Source organism: Bifidobacterium sp. RTP21102st3_E2_RTP21102_210122 (assembly GCF_040916945.1).
GTDB lineage: Bacteria > Actinomycetota > Actinomycetes > Actinomycetales > Bifidobacteriaceae > Bifidobacterium > Bifidobacterium longum.
The window spans coordinates 407,149-425,567 of the sequence record NZ_JBCPAN010000002.1 but is presented as its reverse complement, the minus strand read 5'-3'; the positions used below and the strand labels follow the sequence as shown (position 1 = coordinate 425,567).

Below are 18,419 nucleotides of genomic sequence, written 5' to 3'. Positions count from 1 at the left end.
CATCTAGAACCGACCGTCTCCAACGACCCATAGGGAGAGCACATGGACGATATAAGACCACGTTGCGGCTGGTGCAATCTCAGCAATCCTGTCTACGTTGCCTATCACGATGCTGAGTGGTCAGTTCCTTCGCACGATGACCATCATCTCTTTGAAATGCTGGTGCTCGAAACCTTTCAGGCCGGACTGTCATGGGAGACGGTACTGAACAAACGCGAACGTTTCCGTCAGGCGTTCGAGGGGTTCGACATCGAACGGATCCGACGCTATGACGAGAACAAAATCGCCGAACTCATGAACGATCCGGGCATCATCCGCAACCGTCGCAAAATAGTCGCGACGGTCGGCAATGCCAACGCATTCCGGGATATCCAGGCGTCATACGGCAGTTTCGACGACTATATTTGGCGGTTCACCGGCCGTCACGTCATCTACGAGACAGGCATGACTACATCCCCTCTGTCCGACGCCATCGCAGTGGATCTCAAGACGTACGGCATGCGATTCATCGGCACCACCATCGTCTACGCCTATCTGCAATCCATCGGCGTCATCAATGCACATGAGCCTGGATGCTTCCTGCACAGGGAAAGGTGACCCGCGCAAGGATTTATAAGGTCGCTCGGGCAGAATCTCTCCGAGAGGAACCCGTGCTTCTAGTTATTTTGCTTATCGAGTTCTTGGTAGCGCTCTTTGACCCCGGTAAGGATTCCGGCAGATTGTTCACGCTACTGCGCGGTGAGCGCTTCGAGCAGTTCGCCGAAAGTCAACCCACCTTCACTACCGGATGACGGATGACGGTTTTGAGATTTTCCGGTTTGGCTCGGCGCGGATCGGATAGGTAGATCTCGTGATGGCGGCGGGCGTCGGAGAAGTCGAGCCCGTAGCCTTGCGAACGCGCGTAGCCGTCCAGAATCGCCACGGTTGCGGGCTCGTCGTCGTACGGGCCCTTGTGCATGACCTGCGCGACCACGCCTTCATCGAAGTCGAAGAGATATGCACGATTGATGTCGACTTCGGGATGCTTGGAGGCAAACGATGCCTTGGCCCACGCAAAGACCTCATCGGTCACGAATTCCGGCAGACGAATCATCGAAGTCCAATAGAAGTCGGTTTTACGCGTGTAATCGACGCCGGGCACACCCTTCTCCATGCTCCATAAGCCCTCCAGCGGAGGCACGGTGTAGTCGAAGTACCCGTCAATGTGCTCGTCCGGATTATTTGACTTCTTGTTCATTTTGATGGTGAACGAAATGCCGTACAGCAGTTGCATCGCCTTGGCGTAGTCGCCGCCTTCTTCGTTCGGATCTCCTACACCGTCCACCGCGACGAACCGCATCGCCGGCACCGTGACGATGGCGGGCATCCTCTTCGGCTGATACAGGTCCTTATATTCCTTTTTATAGTCGAATGCCATCGCTCATTTTCCCTCCGCCACCGCATCGATCTCATCCTGACGCCGCCACCGCTTGAGGTTTGGCAACAGCGCCGACATGCAGTCCTCGGCCTGTTCGACGCTGATATGGCAGGATTCCGCCATCATCGGCGCGCATGCGGCGACCAATTCATCGCTATTGGCATAGTCCTGAAGAAAAACGCCGTCTTCATAGCAGTAGTTGCAATAATCTCCGTTTCGCGTTCCATCCGGTTCGGTGCCGTGATCTTCCGGGCGGTAAAACGGCATGGCACAACTTTGGCAAAAACCATTGTCCGGCATTTCCATAAGCCTCGCCATCGGCACCTCAAAACGGGTGCTGATCAGCCGAATCATGTCGATGCTCGGCTCTGCCGTTCCCTTCTCCCAGCGGGAAAGCGCCTGTTGGGTGACGAACAGCTCGTGCGCGAACTGCGACTGCGTAAGACCTCGCTCCTCGCGCACGACTTTGATAACCTGACCGATTGACATGACTACCTCCCGACATCGGAAAACGATTCGCGCGTCTCGCTGTGCGCTTGCTGATTCCAGTCTAAGGGCATGTCCCGTTCGCCAAGCGCGGGTACAACAAACCGTTGTTCGCGCTTGTATCCCGGAGGAAGAAACGGCTCGGTCGAACCTATTTCCTCTCCACCCCCTTCAATTCTCCCGGTTCCTCTGACTCCTTTGCGAGCGCCGCGGATGGGATGAGCACGCTTACGTATGGGGTTGCGCCAGACAGGACGTCGTCGTAGAAGCGCTGTTTGGCGTCGATGAAGTCGATGGAATCCTGGATTTCCGCGAGCTGCTCGACCAGCCGCGCCCGCTTGCCGGCGAGCATCTACTTGCGTTCGGGGATGCTCGGCTCGTGGAGGAGCGTAAGGGGCGCGAGTAGGGGTTCGCGGCTTTGCTGCGGTCTCTCCCTCACCCGGCTACACTGGGAGCTCCCTCGTCAGAGGGAGCTTAAATTCGGTCTGGTTATAGGCCCATGGGCTTCTTGGGCTTTTTGTCGCTCATGAGCATGAGGAAGCTGCGGGACTGGGCGGTGATCATGAAGCCCGCCTCATAGCTCAGTGCCGGCTCATTCGGGTTGTGCGTATCCACGACCAGCTGCCATTTGCGGCCGTATCGCTCATCCGGCAGGGTGAACATAATCGGCTCGTAATGCGCGTTGAAGATCAGGATGAAGTCATTGTCGACCATCCGGTTGCCGTACCAGTCGACCTCCGGAATATCCGAACCGTTCAGATAGATCATCATGGAGAACGCATGCGTGTTCTGCCAGTCGTCCATATCCATGATCGAGCCGGTGTGGTCGAACCATTCGACCTGCGGAATCGTGTTCGAATCGTCGCCGGGCTCACGGCCGGTGAAGAAGCGACGGCGGTGCAACACCGGATGATCCAAACGCAGATGAATGAGTTTGGAAACGAAGGCGAGCAGTTCCTTGCGTCCTTTGTCAAGATGCCAGTTGGTCCAGGAGATCTCGTTGTCCTGACAGTAGGCGTTGTTGTTGCCCTGCTGGGTGCGGGCCACTTCGTCGCCACCGCAAATCATCGGGATACCCTGGCTGAACAGCAACGTGGCGAACATGTTGCGCATCTGACGCTGACGCAAGTCGTTGACGTCCGGAATATTGGTCGGGCCTTCAACGCCGCAATTCCAAGAGCGATTGTTGCTCTCGCCGTCGCGATTGCCCTCGCCATTGGCTTCGTTGTGCTTTTCGTTGTAGCTGACCAGGTCGTTCATTGTGAAACCGTCATGCGCGGTGATAAAGTTCACGGACGCCACCGGTCGACGGCCGTTGACCTGATACAGGTCGGAGCTGCCCATCAAGCGCGAGGCGAATTCGGGCAACGTGGAGGGCTGTGAGCGCCAGAAGTCGCGCACGGTGTCGCGGTAGCGGCCATTCCATTCGGACCAGCTGGACGGGAAGCCGCCCACCTGATAGCCGCCGGAGCCCAGATCCCACGGTTCGGCGATGAGCTTGACGCGCGAGATGATCGGGTCCTGCTCCACGATGTCGAAGAACGCGGACAGCTTGTCGACCTCCTGGAACTGGCGTGCCAGCGTGGCGGCCAGATCGAAGCGGAAGCCGTCGACGTGCATTTCAGTAACCCAGTAGCGCAGCGAATCGGTAATCAACTGCAGCGCGTGCGGCGAGCGCATGAGCAGCGAGTTGCCAGTGCCGGTGGTGTCGAAGTAGTGCTGCTGGTCGCCTTCCACCAGTCGGTAGTAGGAGGCGTTGTCGATGCCCTTGAAGCTCAGGGTGGGGCCCATATGGTTGCCTTCGGCGGTGTGGTTGTACACCACGTCGAGGATGACCTCCATGCCGGCGCGATGGTAGGCCTTGACCATGGACTTGAATTCGTTGACCTGCTCGCCGCGTTCCCCGGAGGAGGAGTAGGCGTTGTGCGGTGCGAAGAAGCCGATGGTGTTGTAGCCCCAGTAGTTCGACAGGCCCTTCTCCTGCAGGAAGGAGTCGTTGACGAACTGGTGGATCGGCATGAGTTCGATGGCGGTGATGCCGAGCTTCTTCAGGTATTCGATGACGCTCGGATAGGCCAGGCCGGCGTAGGTGCCGCGGATGTCCGGCGGCACGTCCATGTTGAGGTTGGTCATGCCGCGCACGTGCGCCTCGTAGATCACCGAATCGTGGTACGAGATGTAGGGGTGCTGGTCGTTGCCCCAATCGAAGTAGGGGTTGATGACGGCCGACTTCATGGTGTGGGCGGCCGAGTCAAGGTCGTTCATCGCCGAGTTGTCGTCCGGGCTCTTGAACCAGTATGAGAACAGGCTTTCGTCGCCGTCGATATTACCTTCAATGGCCTTGGCATACGGGTCAAGCAGCAGTTTGTTGGGGTTGCATCTGAGGCCGTGCACCGGGTCATAGGGACCGTAGACGCGGTAGCCGTAACGCTGGCCAGGATGGAGGCCGGGAATGTAGTTATGCCATACGTACGAGTTCCGTTCGGTCATTTCGATGCGTGTTTCCACATCGTGCTCGTCGAACAGGCATAGCTCGACTTTCTGCGCAACCTGTGAGTACAGCGCGAAGTTCACACCGGCGCCGTCATAGCTGGCGCCCAGCGGATACATTGATCCAGGTCTGATCTGCATAGTTTTCAGTATCCCACTTTTTTGTGTCAGTGATGTGCCGGGGAGTTGAACGTCAGGAGAACAGCGACGGCTTATCTTTGTCGGAGTTCCTGGCGATGAGTCTGCGTAACGCCTCATGCTGGATGGCGATCATCGAATTGGATGAGGTGATGCGCGTGGCGGCAAGGTCGCTCCACGGAATCCACGCGGATTCCACATGCTCGTCCGCATCGAAATGGCGCTGCTCCCGCCTGAACGGGCCCAAATGCAACACCATGATGTGGGCCAGTTCGTCGGTCATGCCTTCGGACGAGTAGAAATCACCTACGAAGTCAACGCCCATGGTGTCACGGTCCGGCACCACGCCGGTTTCCTCGGCCAGTTCCCTCAGGGCCGCGTCCATGATGTCCTCGCCCTCGTCCATCAGTCCGGCGGGAAGCCCGTAGGCGAACATGTCCGATCCGGCGCGGTATTCGCGTTCGATGAGGTAGCGGTCGGTGGACATGTCGTGCACGAGCATGACCACACAGGGGGCGTGACGCAGCACCTGGCGGCCGATCTCGTGTTCCTTGCCCTGCTTGTCGGTCAGAGCGATGCGCATGTCGTCCACGTGGAAGATGCGCCCGGTATAAACGGTTTCGCTACTGATCACTTTGGCGGGCACGTCCATGTCGATGCCGTCCGAGGAGGCGTTCAGCTTATGGTCGAGCCGATGCTCCAGTTGTTCCTGCTTGCTTCCGCCAAACATGTCATCTCCTCGGAAAAAACGTTTTTGCCACGTTACTATAGCGTCTTAATCTCGATGCGCGGTAATGGACAGCGTCCATGGATCGGTCGTGTCGTGGAACCACTCGACTTCAGGCCTTGCTCCGGTCGCTTGTTCGATGGCGGCTGGCACGTCATCGATCGCGTAGTTGAACCACATGGATTCGATGGCGGCATGAGGGGTGTTGATGAAGCAGGGACGCACATGGCTCTCCCCCGCCATTCCATGGCCGAGCATGATGCCTTGGGACCTCATACGGGCTTCATACCGGGCTTGTTCGATGGCGTCGGTCACCGGGTGGTGACGCAAATCGCTGGTTACGTACACGTCCGCACCGGTGGCACGTACCTCGTTGAACAGGGAGTCCCCAGAGCCAGGCAGAATGGCCACATACTGAACAAAAGTGTCCGAATCGCCGCATACCTGGATGCCGAGCGCGCTGGTCATGCCATGATCGGACACTTCGTCGAATACTCGCTGAGCGAAATCCTTCAGGGCAACAGGCTTCGGCAAACGACCCACACGCCCCAAGCCGACCGGATGAGAGGCGTTTGCATCGTCAATCGGCACGAGTGGTTTCTGGTCGATGAGTCCGAAGTAGTCGGCCGCCGCCTGTCCCACGCCGCGATACGCAGCGTCGGCATTAGTGTGCCCTACCCACAGCCCGCAGCCGTGCTGGTAGAGTCTGCGGACGATGTCGCCCCGGAAACCGAGTCCGCTCGTCTCGTGTACGGAACGGAAGAACAACGGGTGATGGGTGATGAGCAGGTCCGCGCCAGTAGCGATAGCCTTGTCAATGATGGCGGAGGTCGGGTCGGCGGCGAACACGATGCGGTGCACGTCGTGACTCAGATCGCCGACAATGAGGCCCGGCTCATCCCATTCCTCGGCGTAGCGCAATGGGTACAGGGTCTCGAGAACGTCGATGACTTGCTTGAGATTCGGCATATGTCCCATTGTAGTGGGCTATTGCTGCAAGGGACTCATTCTGCAATTGCGGACAAGCCATGCTCGTGCTCTTCATTGCTCGACTATCGGCTCGCCTTCGCCTACAAACAATCCACTGGACTGTTTGCTCAACGGCTCAGCCCCCTCACCCGAGGGGAGCTAGAAATTGTCAGTGTGCAGCGAGTTGCCAGTCGGAACCGATGCCGCACGATACGTCCAGCGGCACGGCAAGGTCGACGGCGTGTTCCATGGCGTTGCGCACCAGTTCGGTGACCTGGTCGCCTTCTCCCGGCGCGATTTCCACTACCAGTTCATCGTGAATCTGCAGAATGATACGGCTCTTGACGTGAGCCTCGGCCAAGGTCTGTTCGGCGCGAATCATCGCAATCTTCATGATGTCGGCGGCGGATCCCTGAATCGGTGCGTTGAGTGCCGCGCGTTCGGCGGCCTCACGCGCAACACGATTGGTCGAATGCAGGGCCGGGAAGTAGCGACGTCGTCCGAAAATGGTTTCCGTATACCCTTTCTCTCGGGCATTGGCCACCAGCGATTCAAGGTAATCGTGCACCTTGCCGAAGGTATCGAAATACCGGTTTTTCAACGCTTCCGCTTCACGTGGCGCGATCTTGAGTTGCTGGGCAAGACCATACGTGCTCAGACCATAGGCCAATCCGTAGCTCATGGCTTTTACGTGGCTGCGCTGGTCGCCGGTGATCTGGTCGACCGGCAGCTTGTAGACCATCGAGGCCACGTATTTGTGGAAGTCGGCTCCGGAGCGGAACGCTTCGATCAGCGCCTCATCATCGGACAGATCAGCCATAATGCGCAGCTCGACCTGTGAGTAATCGCAGCTCATCAGGGCCTCGTACCCCTCCCCCGGCACGAACACGCCACGAATCTCACGGCCGGCGGCGTTCCGATTGGGGATGTTCTGCAGGTTCGGGTCCACGGAGCTCAATCGGCCGGTGGCGGCAACGGTTTGCTCGAAAGTGGTGTGGATGCGCTCATCTGATGTGTTGGTGGCATCGATCAGCGTTTGGACGATCTGCTTGAGCTTGTTGATCTCGCGATGGCGCAGCAACGCTCCGAGGAAACCGTTGGCCCGCTCATTGTCCACTGATTTGACATACAGATCCTGCAATGCGGCCGCATTCGTGGTGTATGAGCCGGACTTGGTGCGTTTGGTGGGTTTCAAACCCATATCTTCGAACAGCACCTTCTGCAGCTGCTTGGGGCTTTGCAGGTTGATTTCGGTGCCGGCATACTCCCAAGCCATTTCCTGCGCTTGGCGAGCCTCGGCGGCAAACTGGTCACGCATGGAGACGAGTCGAACGCTATCGACTTTGGCTCCTGTGTGCTCCATGCCGTGCAGCACGCGGGAAACAGGAAGTTCAATCGCGCGCATCAGCCAGCATTGTTCACGCTCGTCGATAATCGGCCCGAGCGTGACGGCGAGGCTGCGGATAATGGCCAAATCACGCAGACGATGTTCGTTCGGATCTTCTTCGACCTGATCGTCGTCGAAGTCCAACGTGCCTTGCGAAGGCTGTTCGGTTTCGGTGAAGTGGATGTCGAGGAAGTGCTCGGCCGCCTGTTTGAGGCTATCGGCATGGAAATCCGGTTGGGCCAGATACCCGGCAAGCTTGGTGTCGAACATCGGCAGGTCCATGTCAAGATCGACCGCGCCCAAAAGATGCAGCAATTCTTTATACCCATGCACGATGGTGCGGGAGTGTTCGCTTTTCAGGAACTGCGCAAGCTGTGCTCGCAGGGTATCGGTGATTGGAAGGGGCACTATGGCCGCTGATGTTGCCGTGGCCACGGCAATGGCTTGTGCCGTGGCACGCCCCGGCCTTTCGTCGCCCCATGCGGCCACGGTCCAAGCGTGGCCGACCGCGTCGCCGCAGATGGCATGCCGCTGCGAGCCATCGCCATAGTCGGAAACCGTGAAATCGGCGATTTCACCGGGAACCTTGACTTCGACGCGATGGGCCTTGACCCATTCGTCGAACTGCTCCGGAGCAGTGATGCTCGTGGGTTCCGGCAGGTTCAGATCGAGGCTGCTATCCTGCTCGTTCTGCTCATTATTCGTGGACTCGCCAGCTCCGGATGTGTTGGATGCCTTGGCCCCGGTATTGAAGGTTTTCAGTACACGACTCTTGGTGCGAGGTCCGAATTCAAGCTCCTTGAACAGGGCGTCGATCTGTGCCACGTCCACGGTGCCGAATGTCAGATCCTCGATATCGACGCCTAGATCGACGTCTCGTACCAGTGCGTTGACTTTGCGATTGAGTTTGACCTGGTCGATATTGGCCCGCAGTGATTCGCCTTTTTTGCCGCCGATTTCATCGGCGTGCTCGCAAATGCCGTCGAGGGAACCGAATTGGTTGATCCACTTGGCCGCAAAGCCGTCGCCTACGCCGGGCACACCGGGAATATTGTCGGCGGTTTCGCCTCGGAGTGCCGCCAGATCCGGATATTGTGCGGGAGTGACTTTGTATTTGTCGATGATGGACTGCGGCGTCATATGCTTCAGGTCTTTGAAGTGATGGCCCGGGTACAACACGGTGACGTTGTCATCCACCAGCTGGAAAGCGTCTCGGTCACCGGACAATACCAGTGTGTGGTAACCGGCCTTGTCTCCCATGGTGGCGAGGGTGGCGATCACGTCGTCGCCTTCGAATCCCGGCTTCTCGATGTAGGTGACGCCGAGGGCCGTGAGCATGCGTTGAATCAATGGCAGCTGGGTGAGCAGCTCTTCGGGAGCCGCCTCACGGGTGCCTTTGTATTGCGGAAGCATCTCATTGCGGAATGTGCCGCCCTTCACATCGAAGGCGACGCCCAGATGGTCGGGCTTCTCCGCGTCGATCACCTGCGCGAGCATGGTGGCAAAACCCCAGACGGCGTTGGTGGCTTGGCCGCTGGAGGTGCTGAAGTTGTCGACCGGCAGGGCGAAAAATGCACGGAAGGCCAGCGAGTGGCCGTCCACCACCAGCAATGTTTCATTGGTGGGTACGGTCACGCTGGCCTCTCCCATAGTGTGTTTGTGTTGCTTTACGACTCGGTACGGCGACGCCGATAATCAGCGTTCGCCCGAATCAGAAGGCTTCGGATCGCCGTACTTGGCGATGATGGCCTGAGCCAGGCGCTTCTTGGGGATGCGCTGGTCCATGGAGGTCTTCTGAATCCAACGGAAGGCACCCTGCTCGGAGAAGTCCGCCTTGTCCATCAGCAGACCCTTGGCGCGGTCGACGAGCTTGCGCTCCTCAAGCGTGTCTTCGGCCTTCTTGAGCTTCTCTTCGGTTTCCTTGAGCTGGTCGGTGGTTTCCTTGAGCTTGCGTTCGCTGCGCTCCACGCTGTCCAGCAAATCGTTGATCTCGGCGAAACGGCCCATGGCCACCTCGAGGGTCGGCAGCAGCTTGGATTCCTCGTACGGCTTGGTGACGTATGCCATGGCGCCGGCGCCGGTGGCCTTCTTCACCAGATCGGTCTGGGAGAATGCGGTGAGCATGACGACGGGGGCGATGTTTTCATCGCAGATAATGCCGGCAGCGGTGATGCCGTCCATACGCGGCATCTTGACATCCATGCACACCACATCAGGGCGGTACTTGCGGGTCAGTTCCACGGCTTCCTCGCCGTTGGCGGCCTGACCAACGACCTCATAACCGTTGTCTTCCAGCATGGCGACCAGATCCATGCGGTTCACGGCTTCGTCCTCGGCCACGACAACGGTACGCGGACCGTCCTCGGGCTTGGCCTTGCGCTCAGCAGGTTCGCTTTCATTGGCCACGGCCTTGAGCTCTTCGTCGGTCAGCACCTCATCGATGTTGATACTCGGTTCTTCGGACTTCTTCCTTGCAGCCATGCCAACCTCTTTCTTGAATTACCCAACAATGGGGTTCACAATAATTTCAGCGAACTCCTAACTAAAGTGCCCTCGGTGGGACTCGAACCCACACTGCGCAGATTTTGAGGCTGCTTCCTCTACCAATTGGGATACGAGGGCGTGCCAAAGCACTCTGAAGAGAGTAGCATACCAATTCGACTCTTGCGACACAAGACACGCGCCAATCCTCCATTCCCCCGGTAAAACAGGCGAAACACGTCGATATCGCGGACGGCGCACCCGTGTGTTGCCCGTTCTCCTGCGTGGTTTCACCGCTTACAATGGGCTGTAGTTTCGATGTATCGCTTTTGTTAGGAGGGCTTATGAGCAACGAAACTTACCGTCAGTTCGATCCCTGGCGCCCCTCTCCGGTCAAGGAGATTTCCCGTAGACAGATTGTGGAGACGCATTATTTCAATGTCGATCACGTCTCCTATGAGTCGAATCAAATCGGTTCGTTTGAACGCTACTTTGTTCAGGAGAACAATGGCGACACTGTGGCTGTGCTGGCCGTCACCGATGATGGCATGATTCCGCTGGTCGAGCAGTATCGCATCGCCAACCATCGTTGGACATTGGAGATTCCGGCCGGTCACGCCAACAACCCGTCCGAACGCCCGACCGATGTAGCTAAGCGCAAGCTGGCCGAAGAGGCCGGTTTCGACGCCACCAAGCTTACGCAGTTCACCCGTTTTATGAACACGCCGAGCTATTCCACCCAGCACACCGCAATCTTCTTCGCCACCGGTCTAACCCCGGCTTCCCGTCAGGAAATCGGCCCGGAGACTCCGCGTTCCGACGTGCGTATGGTGTCGGTGGACGATGCCTATGAGATGGTGGTCAATGGCACGATTGTGGATGCCAAGACCATGGTCGCCATTTTGCGCCTGAAGAGCGGCACGCTCGATCATCTCAACGACTGATCGCCACGCTCGATCACCGCGGTGACTGTGGGCCATTGCAATCACCACACAATCGCAACATAACAGATAACGAAAGCCCCCATCCACTTTGGATGGGGGCTTTCGTGTGCTATATGCTAGCTGTCAGCAGCTACCAGAAGCCTGAAATCAGTCGCAAGCGCCAACGGTGTGCACGTAGATGGAGTCAGTGCGGCCCGGCTGGTGATCGCCCTGAGCAGAGCTCAGGATGACGATCTTGTCGCCGTCAGCAACCTTGCCAGCATCCTTGAGGACCTTGTCCGTGTAGACCATGAGATCCTTGCGGGACTTGTCGTGGTAGTCCTCCTTGAGCAGGAAGGCTTCGGTGCCCCAGGACAGAGCCAGCCAGTGGTAGGTGTGCTCGTTGCTGGTCAGGCCGTAGATCGGGGCGGCCGGACGCTCACGGGAGACGCGGTGCACGGTGGCGCCGGTCTGGGTGTAAGCAACGATGGCCTTGGCGTTGAGCTTGTCGGCCAGGTCCACAGCGGCGGAGGAGACAGCGCCGGTGGAGGACATGTCAAGGTTCTTGAGCTCCGGGATACGGTCGAAGCCGTGGTCGGTGGCGTAGCCGGAGATACGGGCCATGGTGGCCACGGTCACATCCGGGTACTTACCAACGGCGGTCTCGTTGGAGGTCATGGTGGCGTCGGAGCCGTCGAGGATGGCGTTGGCGCAGTCGGAAGCCTCTGCACGAGTCGGAACCGGGGAGTTCACCATGGAGCCGAGGACTTCGGTAGCCACGATGACCGGCTTGGCGTACTGGCGAGCCAGCTCGATGATGCGCTTAGTGGCCAGCGGGACCTCTTCCAGCGGGCACTCAACGGCCATGTCGCCACGGGCGGCCATGACGCCGTCGAAGGTCTTGACGATCTCTTCGAGGTTCTCCAGAGCCTGCGGCTTCTCGATCTTGGCAATGATCGGGATGCGACGGCCTTCCTCGTCCATGATCTCGTGGGCGCGGTCGATGTCGGTGGCGAAACGCACGAAGGACATGGCGATGATGTCGGCACCGGTGCGGATGGCCCAACGCAGGTCGGCCTCATCCTTCTCGGTCAGAGCCGGCAGGGAGACGGCGACGCCCGGCAGGTTGATGCCCTTGTGGGAGGACACAGGACCGGCCACGACGACCTTGGTGTACACGTTGTTGCCCTCGACCTTGGTGACCTCAAGACGGACCTTGCCGTCATCGATCAGGATCGGGTCGCCCGGGTGGCAATCGCCCGGCAGGCCCTTGAAGGTGGTGGAGGTGATGTGCTCGTCGCCCTCGACGTCATCAGTGGTGATGACGAATTCCTGGCCGAGCTGCAGCTGAACCTTGTCTTCGCCATCGGCGTTCTTCTTGAACCAACCGCAGCGAATCTTCGGGCCCTGCAAATCAACGAGCGCGGCAACGTTGCGACCAGTGGCTTCGCTGGCCTTGCGCACGTTGTTGTAGACCTTGAGGTGATCCTCGGGGGTGCCGTGGGAGCGGTTCAGACGAGCAACGTCCATACCAGCTTCAACGAGCTTCAGGAGGTTGTCGTAATCCTCGGTGGAAGGACCGATGGTGTCTACGATCTTGGCTTTACGCATGAATGCCTGCCTATTCTTGTTCAATTTGGTTCGAGGCGCGATTGCCCCATTTGCCGAAACCCAGTCTACTAGCGCGAGCCGACTCATGACAAGTTTTCTTCACGGTGTGTTGTGAGCGCTCACATTGTTGTGTTGACTGGGTTTAAGGGTTGTATTCTCTAACGATTTCAGGCCTTTTCAGCGCTTTCCATGCTCTTCATCTTGATCACGGAAGCCACGGATGCGCCGCCAATTGCGAGCACAATCACAGCCAGCGACAGCCATGTGGGCACCTCCGGCACCCAATGGACGCCTTCGCCGCCGTTGATGAACGGCAAGGTATTGCCGTGCAGGGCCTCCATGATGAGCTTGACGCCGATGAAGCCCAGCACCACGGACAGGCCGGCAGGCAGGTAGACGAGCTTGTCGAGCAGAGCACCCAGCAGGAAGTACAGCTGCTGCAGGCCGAGCAGTGCGAACACGTTGGAGGTGAACACCAGGAACGGATCCTTGGTCAGGCCGAAGATCGCGGGAATCGAGTCGAAAGCGAACATGACGTCGGTGGTGCCGATGGTCAGGAACACGATGAGCATCGGGGTCCAGTAACGCACGCCGTTCTTGGTGGTGCGCAGCTTCTCGCCGTCGTAGTCGTCGGTAATCTTGATGATCTTGCGCAGATTACGGATGATGCCGTTCTCGTGATATTCCTCATCTTCATCGCCGCCGAGCACCAGTTTGACGGCGGTGTAGATCAGGAAGGCACCGAACAGGAAGAACACCCACGTGAAGCGGGAGATCAGGGCCGCGCCGATCAGAATGAAAATGCCACGGAAAATCAAAGCAATGGTGATGCCGATGGACAGCACATACTTCTGAATCTGCTTGGGCACCGCGAAGTTCGACATGATAATGACGAACACGAATAGGTTGTCGATGGACAACGAGTATTCGGTGAGCCAGCCGGAATAGAACTCGATGGCGGGCTTGGAGCCGGCGAAGAACCAGATGCATCCGCCGAAGATCAGCGCCATAACCACGAAGAAGGCGATATGCTGCACGCATTCCTTGGTGGAGGGCACATGCGGTCGACGCCCGATGACGAACAGGTCGACGATAAAGAACAACGCGAGCACCACGAAGGTGATGATTTCAAATGCGAGTGGGGTTTCTGCCATGATTCCCTACACTAACTTATGTATGTGACGGTTTTGGGGCCGTTCCGGTAGCGCTGATCGCCAGGCAGTCAGGGGATGTGTTGTTCGACACGCTCCGGGCCGCTCAGGCCAAGTCTTTACGGTCGACAACGCATCCCCTGACTGCCCGCCTCGGGTATGGGAATTTGGTTACTTGTTGGCTTCCGTCATTTGACGGAGTTCTTTTTTGAGGTCTCGGATCTCGTCGCGCAGACGGGCCGCAAGTTCGAACTGGAGTTGTTCGGCGGCGGTGTGCATCTGTTCGCTCAGTTGGCGAATCAGGTCGGCGAGGTCCTGCGCGGGCAGGCCGGCCTTCAGGATCTCCTCGTGGCGTTTGTCTGCCTCGTTGGGATCGAGTACCGGCACGCCCAGGTGCGTGTTGCCGGCCTTGCCCGCGTTGCGGTAGCCCCCTTCAAGCAAGGTCTGGGTGTCCACATCCTCCTTGGCGAGCATGTCGTTGACGTCGCTGATCTTCTTGATCAGGGGCTTGGGATCGATGCCATGCTCCTGGTTGTAGGCAATCTGCTTGGCGCGGCGACGGTCAGTCTCGTCGATGGCTTGCCGCATGGCTTCGGTGGTCTCGTCGGCGTACATGATCACCGTGCCGGACACGTTTCGGGCCGCACGGCCGATGGTCTGGATGAGCGAACGATAGGAGCGCAGGAATCCTTCCTTGTCGGCGTCAAGAATCGCCACCAGCGATACTTCCGGCAAATCGAGGCCCTCACGCAGCAGGTTGATACCGACAATCACATCGATCTTGCCTTCGCGCAACATGCGCAGCAGTTCGACGCGGCGCAACGTATCCACATCAGAATGCAGGTATTCGACCTTGATGCCGCGTTCCAGCAGATAGTCGGTCAAGTCCTCGGCCATCTTCTTGGTCAGAGTGGTGACCAGCGCGCGCTCGTTCTTGGCCACACGGGCCTTGATCTCGGCGAGCAGATCGTCGATCTGCCCCTTGACCGGGCGTACGTCGATCTTCGGGTCCAGCAGACCGGTTGGGCGGATAATCTGTTCGACCACCCCATCGGACAGTCCCATCTCATAGTCGCCTGGCGTGGCGGACAGGTACACGGTCTGGCCGACGCGCTGCAGGAATTCCGGCCATTTGAGTGGTCGGTTGTCCATCGCGGAGGGCAGGCGGAAGCCGTGTTCGACCAGCGTGCGCTTGCGGGAGGCATCGCCCTCGTACATGGCACCGATCTGCGGCACAGTGACGTGTGATTCGTCGATGACCAGCAGGAAGTCGTCAGGGAAGAAGTCGAGCAGCGTGTGCGGCGGGGTGCCAGCGGCGCGGCCGTCAAAGTGGCGCGAATAGTTTTCGACGCCTGAGCACACGCCAACTTGGGTGAGCATTTCCAGATCGTAGGTGGTGCGCATGTTGAGGCGCTGCGCTTCCAGCTCCTTGCCTTGTTTGCGCAGTTCTGCCAGGCGTTCGTCGAGTTCCTCGCGAATGGTTTTGAGCGCCCGTTCCATGCGTTCGGGGCCGGCCACATAATGGGAGGCCGGGAAGATGTGGACTTCGTTTTCCTCGTCGATCTCGTCGCCGGTCAGCGGGTGCAGCGTGGAGATGCGGTCGATCTCGTCGCCGAAGAATTCGATGCGCACGGCCAGTTCCTCGTAGACCGGGATGATTTCGACCGTATCGCCGCGCACGCGGAAGGTGCCGCGCGTGAAGGCGATGTCGTTGCGCTTGTACTGCATGGCCACGAATTGGCGCAGCAGGTCGTCGCGGTTGATTTCCTGCCCGACTTTGAGGAAGAGCATGCGACCGGCGTATTCTTCCGGCGTGCCCAAGCCGTAGATGCAGGAGACGGTGGCCACAACCACGCAGTCGCGGCGGGTCAGCAGGTTTGCGGTGGCTTGGTGGCGCAGGCGCTCCACATCGTCGTTGATGTTGGAGTCCTTTTCTATATAGGTGTCGGTCTGCGGGATGTATGCCTCGGGCTGGTAGTAGTCGTAGTAGCTCACGAAGTAGCTCACGGCGTTGTCCGGCATGAGTTCGCGGAATTCGGCGCATAGCTGCGCAGCGAGCGTCTTGTTGGGCTCGATAATCAGGGTCGGTCGCTGCAGCTTTTCGATCAGCCAGGCGGTGGTTGCGGTTTTGCCGGTACCGGTGGCACCCATAAGAACCACATCATTCTCGCCGTTTTCGATGCGTTCGGCCAGTTCGGCGATGGCCTGCGGCTGGTCGCCGGATGGCTTATATGGCGATTTGACGACGAAAGGCTTGTCCGCGCGCTCGATATTGAATCCCATAGGGCCTCATCTTAGCGACCTGCGCACCATCCTGCGTATATCTCACCCACTTGGGCCAGCATCTCGGGCAATGGATGGGTGGAGTCGATGACGATATCGGCTATGGCCCGCCGCTCCTCCTCACTGGATTGGTGGCGGATGCGGGCCTCGGCCTGTTCCAGGCTCATGCCGCGTTCCTCGACCATACGGTCGAGCCGCATGCACACGGGAGCTTCGACCGTGACGATATGGTCAAAGGCGAATGGAATATCGTCAATGACCTCGGCGAGCAGTGGAATGTCGTGAATGATGATGGCTGCCTCGGGGTGCTCATGCTCCAGTCGCGCCGCCTCGGCATAGATCAATGGGTGCTCGATGGCGTCGAGCCGTTCACGTGCGCCCGGCGCGGCGTTCGCGCCGAAGACATGATCGGCAATCCATGGCCGGTTCATAGTGCCATCGGCGAGCAATGCATCAGGACCGAACTCGGCGACGATCTGTGGCAGCGCCACTCCCCCGGGTTCGACGATCTGATGCGCCAGCGCATCGTAGTCGATATGCAACGCGCCGAGTTGCTTGAGTTGCGCCGCCACCGTACTTTTGCCCGCGGCGATGCCGCCGGTCAGTCCTATTCGCATCATGGTGCCCATGATAGCTGGCGCTCCCCTCGGCCGGCTATCGCCGACAGCTCCCCTCAGGGAGGGGAGCCGGCTCGCGTAGCGAGACTGAGGGGAGTCATTGGCGGATAACTCCAAAAACACAAGAAACCCGGCCCAATCGGACCGGGTTTCCGTTAAACGCTAAGCGCTAGCTTCGCGGCAAACTCACTTGCCGAGCAGCTGGTCGCGCAGGGCGGCGAGCTGATCGGAGTCGGCGAGGGTACCGGTAGTCGGAGCAGCGGAAGAGTAGTTGGAGGTCTCCTCGACCGGCTTCTCTTCCTTCGGGCCCTGGCCGTCGGCGGCTGCGGATTCGGCAGCGTTCTCCAGCTCCTTGGCCACGAACTCCTTGTGCTCCTCCCACAGCTCGTGAGCGGCGGCGTACTGAGACTCCCACTCCTCGCGCTGCTTCTCGTAACCAGCGATCCACTCGTTGGCGTTCGGGTCGAAGCCTTCGGGGTACTTGTAGTTGCCCTGCTCGTCGTACTCGGCCGGCATGCCGTAGATGGCCGGATCGAAGTCCTCGGAAGCCGGATCAACGGAGTCGTTGGCCTGCTTGAGGGACAGGGAGATGCGGCGACGATCGAGGTCGACGTCGATCACCTTGACGAACACGGTCTCGCCCGGCTTGACCACGGTCTCCGGGTTCTCGACGTGACGGTTGGCGAGCTCGGAGATGTGCACCAGGCCCTCGATGCCGTCCTCGACGGAGATGAAGACACCGAACTGGACGATCTTGGTGACCTTGCCCTTGACGATCTGGCCGGGAACGTGGGTGCGAGCGAAGCGCTGCCACGGATCCTCCTGAGTCGCCTTCAGGGACAGGGAGATACGCTCACGGTCGAGATCGACGTCGAGCACCTCGACGGTGACCTTGTCGCCGACCTTGACGACCTCAGACGGGTGGTCGATGTGCTTCCAGGACAGCTCGGAAACGTGGATCAGGCCGTCAACACCGCCGAGATCGACGAAAGCGCCGAAGTTAACGATGGAGGACACCACGCCCTCACGGATCTGGCCCTTCTTGAGCTGGGACAGGAAGGTCTCGCGAACCTCGGACTGGGTCTCCTCGAGGTACTGGCGACGGGACAGGACCACGTTGTTGCGGTTCTTGTCGAGCTCAAGGATCTTGGCCTTGATCTTCTGGCCGATGTACGGGGAGAGGTCGCGGACGCGACGCATCTCAACGAGGGAGGCAGGCAGGAAGCCGCGCAGACCGATGTCGACGATGAGGCCGCCCTTGACGGCTTCGATGACGGTGCCCTCAACGACGCCGTCAGCTTCTTTGATCTTCTCGATGTCGCCCCAGGCGCGCTCGTACTGGGCACGCTTCTTGGACAGAATCAGACGGCCTTCCTTGTCTTCCTTGGTGACGACAAGGGCCTCGATGGTGTCGCCGACCTCGACGACTTCGTCAGGATCAACGTCCTTCTTGATGGAAAGCTCGCGGGAGGGGATGACACCCTCGGTCTTGTAGCCGATGTCCAGGAGGACTTCGTCGTGATCGATCTTGACGACGGTGCCCTCAACCAGATCACCATCATCGAAGTTCTTGATGGTGGAATCGACTGCCTTGATGAAGTCCTCTTCGGTGCCGATGTCGTTGATGGCAACCTTGGTGACTTCAGTGTTGTTCTCTGCCATGTAAATATATGGTTTCTAATAGTGGATGGATAATTTCTCGATATTCAGTTATACGCACACCCTACAGGCATACAGAT

15 protein-coding genes and 1 tRNA gene are annotated in these 18,419 nt (G+C 58.9%); 2 read left to right on the top strand and 14 right to left on the bottom strand.

The window, feature by feature from the left end; all coding sequences use genetic code 11:
• Nucleotides 1-42: 42 nt before the first annotated feature.
• A complete protein-coding gene (locus AB5287_RS03810; protein WP_347009981.1) occupies nt 43-597 on the top strand; it encodes a DNA-3-methyladenine glycosylase I in 555 nt (184 codons plus the stop codon).
• Nucleotides 598-766: 169 nt separating this feature from the next.
• Here AB5287_RS03810 and AB5287_RS03805 read toward each other — a convergent pair whose 3' ends face one another.
• From AB5287_RS03805 to AB5287_RS03765, 9 genes are all read right to left on the bottom strand, one after another.
• A complete protein-coding gene (locus AB5287_RS03805) occupies nt 767-1,417 on the bottom strand; it encodes a GyrI-like domain-containing protein (RefSeq protein ID WP_065437063.1) in 651 nt (216 codons plus the stop codon).
• Nucleotides 1,418-1,420: 3 nt separating this feature from the next.
• Nucleotides 1,421-1,906 (bottom strand): zinc ribbon domain-containing protein, encoded by a 486-nt coding sequence (locus tag AB5287_RS03800; protein WP_021975697.1) that lies wholly within the window; start codon nt 1,904-1,906, stop codon nt 1,421-1,423.
• A gap of 148 nt (nt 1,907-2,054) precedes the next feature.
• Complete coding sequence (locus AB5287_RS03795; RefSeq protein ID WP_013140525.1) at nt 2,055-2,255, bottom strand: transcriptional regulator; 201 nt, start codon at nt 2,253-2,255, stop codon at nt 2,055-2,057.
• A 137-nt stretch (nt 2,256-2,392) separates the two neighbouring features.
• On the bottom strand, nt 2,393-4,513 hold the full coding sequence (glgX, locus tag AB5287_RS03790) for a glycogen debranching protein GlgX (protein ID WP_165588233.1): 2,121 nt from the start codon (nt 4,511-4,513) through the stop codon (nt 2,393-2,395).
• Between the two features lie 73 nt (nt 4,514-4,586).
• A complete protein-coding gene (locus AB5287_RS03785) occupies nt 4,587-5,261 on the bottom strand; it encodes an NUDIX hydrolase (RefSeq protein ID WP_012578040.1) in 675 nt (224 codons plus the stop codon).
• Between the two features lie 45 nt (nt 5,262-5,306).
• Nucleotides 5,307-6,227: a Nif3-like dinuclear metal center hexameric protein gene (locus tag AB5287_RS03780; protein WP_007052015.1), complete on the bottom strand. Its 921-nt coding sequence runs from the start codon at nt 6,225-6,227 to the stop codon at nt 5,307-5,309.
• A 169-nt stretch (nt 6,228-6,396) separates the two neighbouring features.
• Nucleotides 6,397-9,264 carry a DNA polymerase I gene (gene polA, locus AB5287_RS03775; RefSeq protein WP_117717369.1) on the bottom strand — a complete coding sequence of 956 codons (2,868 nt, stop codon included), beginning with the start codon at nt 9,262-9,264 and terminating at the stop codon, nt 6,397-6,399.
• A 45-nt stretch (nt 9,265-9,309) separates the two neighbouring features.
• Nucleotides 9,310-10,095: an ANTAR domain-containing response regulator gene (locus AB5287_RS03770; protein WP_007052013.1), complete on the bottom strand. Its 786-nt coding sequence runs from the start codon at nt 10,093-10,095 to the stop codon at nt 9,310-9,312.
• A gap of 67 nt (nt 10,096-10,162) precedes the next feature.
• Nucleotides 10,163-10,236 (bottom strand) — tRNA-Leu (locus tag AB5287_RS03765).
• A 203-nt stretch (nt 10,237-10,439) separates the two neighbouring features.
• Here AB5287_RS03765 and AB5287_RS03760 point away from each other — a divergent pair.
• Complete coding sequence (locus tag AB5287_RS03760) at nt 10,440-11,039, top strand: NUDIX hydrolase (RefSeq protein ID WP_007051922.1); 600 nt, start codon at nt 10,440-10,442, stop codon at nt 11,037-11,039.
• Nucleotides 11,040-11,186: 147 nt separating this feature from the next.
• Here AB5287_RS03760 and pyk read toward each other — a convergent pair whose 3' ends face one another.
• The 5 genes from pyk to rpsA all read right to left on the bottom strand — a co-directional run bounded on the left by pyk (nt 11,187) and on the right by rpsA (nt 18,342).
• A complete protein-coding gene (gene pyk, locus AB5287_RS03755; RefSeq protein WP_007055467.1) occupies nt 11,187-12,629 on the bottom strand; it encodes a pyruvate kinase in 1,443 nt (480 codons plus the stop codon).
• 167 nt (nt 12,630-12,796) lie between these two features.
• Complete coding sequence (locus AB5287_RS03750; RefSeq protein WP_007051920.1) at nt 12,797-13,783, bottom strand: TerC family protein; 987 nt, start codon at nt 13,781-13,783, stop codon at nt 12,797-12,799.
• A 168-nt stretch (nt 13,784-13,951) separates the two neighbouring features.
• Nucleotides 13,952-16,063 carry an excinuclease ABC subunit UvrB gene (gene uvrB, locus AB5287_RS03745; RefSeq protein ID WP_007051919.1) on the bottom strand — a complete coding sequence of 704 codons (2,112 nt, stop codon included), beginning with the start codon at nt 16,061-16,063 and terminating at the stop codon, nt 13,952-13,954.
• Nucleotides 16,064-16,074: 11 nt separating this feature from the next.
• Complete coding sequence (gene coaE, locus AB5287_RS03740; RefSeq protein ID WP_007051918.1) at nt 16,075-16,692, bottom strand: dephospho-CoA kinase; 618 nt, start codon at nt 16,690-16,692, stop codon at nt 16,075-16,077.
• Between the two features lie 174 nt (nt 16,693-16,866).
• Nucleotides 16,867-18,342: a 30S ribosomal protein S1 gene (gene rpsA, locus AB5287_RS03735; protein WP_008782799.1), complete on the bottom strand. Its 1,476-nt coding sequence runs from the start codon at nt 18,340-18,342 to the stop codon at nt 16,867-16,869.
• Nucleotides 18,343-18,419 lie beyond the last annotated feature (77 nt).

Coding starts and splice junctions, on each gene's coding strand:
- AB5287_RS03810 (WP_347009981.1), top strand. CDS start 43: ATGGACGATATAAGACCACGTTGCGGCTGGTGCAATCTCAGCAATCCT.
- AB5287_RS03805 (WP_065437063.1), bottom strand. CDS start 1,417: ATGGCATTCGACTATAAAAAGGAATATAAGGACCTGTATCAGCCGAAG.
- AB5287_RS03800 (WP_021975697.1), bottom strand. CDS start 1,906: ATGTCAATCGGTCAGGTTATCAAAGTCGTGCGCGAGGAGCGAGGTCTT.
- AB5287_RS03795 (WP_013140525.1), bottom strand. CDS start 2,255: ATGCTCGCCGGCAAGCGGGCGCGGCTGGTCGAGCAGCTCGCGGAAATC.
- glgX (WP_165588233.1), bottom strand. CDS start 4,513: ATGTATCCGCTGGGCGCCAGCTATGACGGCGCCGGTGTGAACTTCGCG.
- AB5287_RS03785 (WP_012578040.1), bottom strand. CDS start 5,261: ATGTTTGGCGGAAGCAAGCAGGAACAACTGGAGCATCGGCTCGACCAT.
- AB5287_RS03780 (WP_007052015.1), bottom strand. CDS start 6,227: ATGCCGAATCTCAAGCAAGTCATCGACGTTCTCGAGACCCTGTACCCA.
- polA (WP_117717369.1), bottom strand. CDS start 9,264: ATGGGAGAGGCCAGCGTGACCGTACCCACCAATGAAACATTGCTGGTG.
- AB5287_RS03770 (WP_007052013.1), bottom strand. CDS start 10,095: ATGGCTGCAAGGAAGAAGTCCGAAGAACCGAGTATCAACATCGATGAG.
- AB5287_RS03760 (WP_007051922.1), top strand. CDS start 10,440: ATGAGCAACGAAACTTACCGTCAGTTCGATCCCTGGCGCCCCTCTCCG.
- pyk (WP_007055467.1), bottom strand. CDS start 12,629: ATGCGTAAAGCCAAGATCGTAGACACCATCGGTCCTTCCACCGAGGAT.
- AB5287_RS03750 (WP_007051920.1), bottom strand. CDS start 13,783: ATGGCAGAAACCCCACTCGCATTTGAAATCATCACCTTCGTGGTGCTC.
- uvrB (WP_007051919.1), bottom strand. CDS start 16,063: ATGGGATTCAATATCGAGCGCGCGGACAAGCCTTTCGTCGTCAAATCG.
- coaE (WP_007051918.1), bottom strand. CDS start 16,692: ATGGGCACCATGATGCGAATAGGACTGACCGGCGGCATCGCCGCGGGC.
- rpsA (WP_008782799.1), bottom strand. CDS start 18,342: ATGGCAGAGAACAACACTGAAGTCACCAAGGTTGCCATCAACGACATC.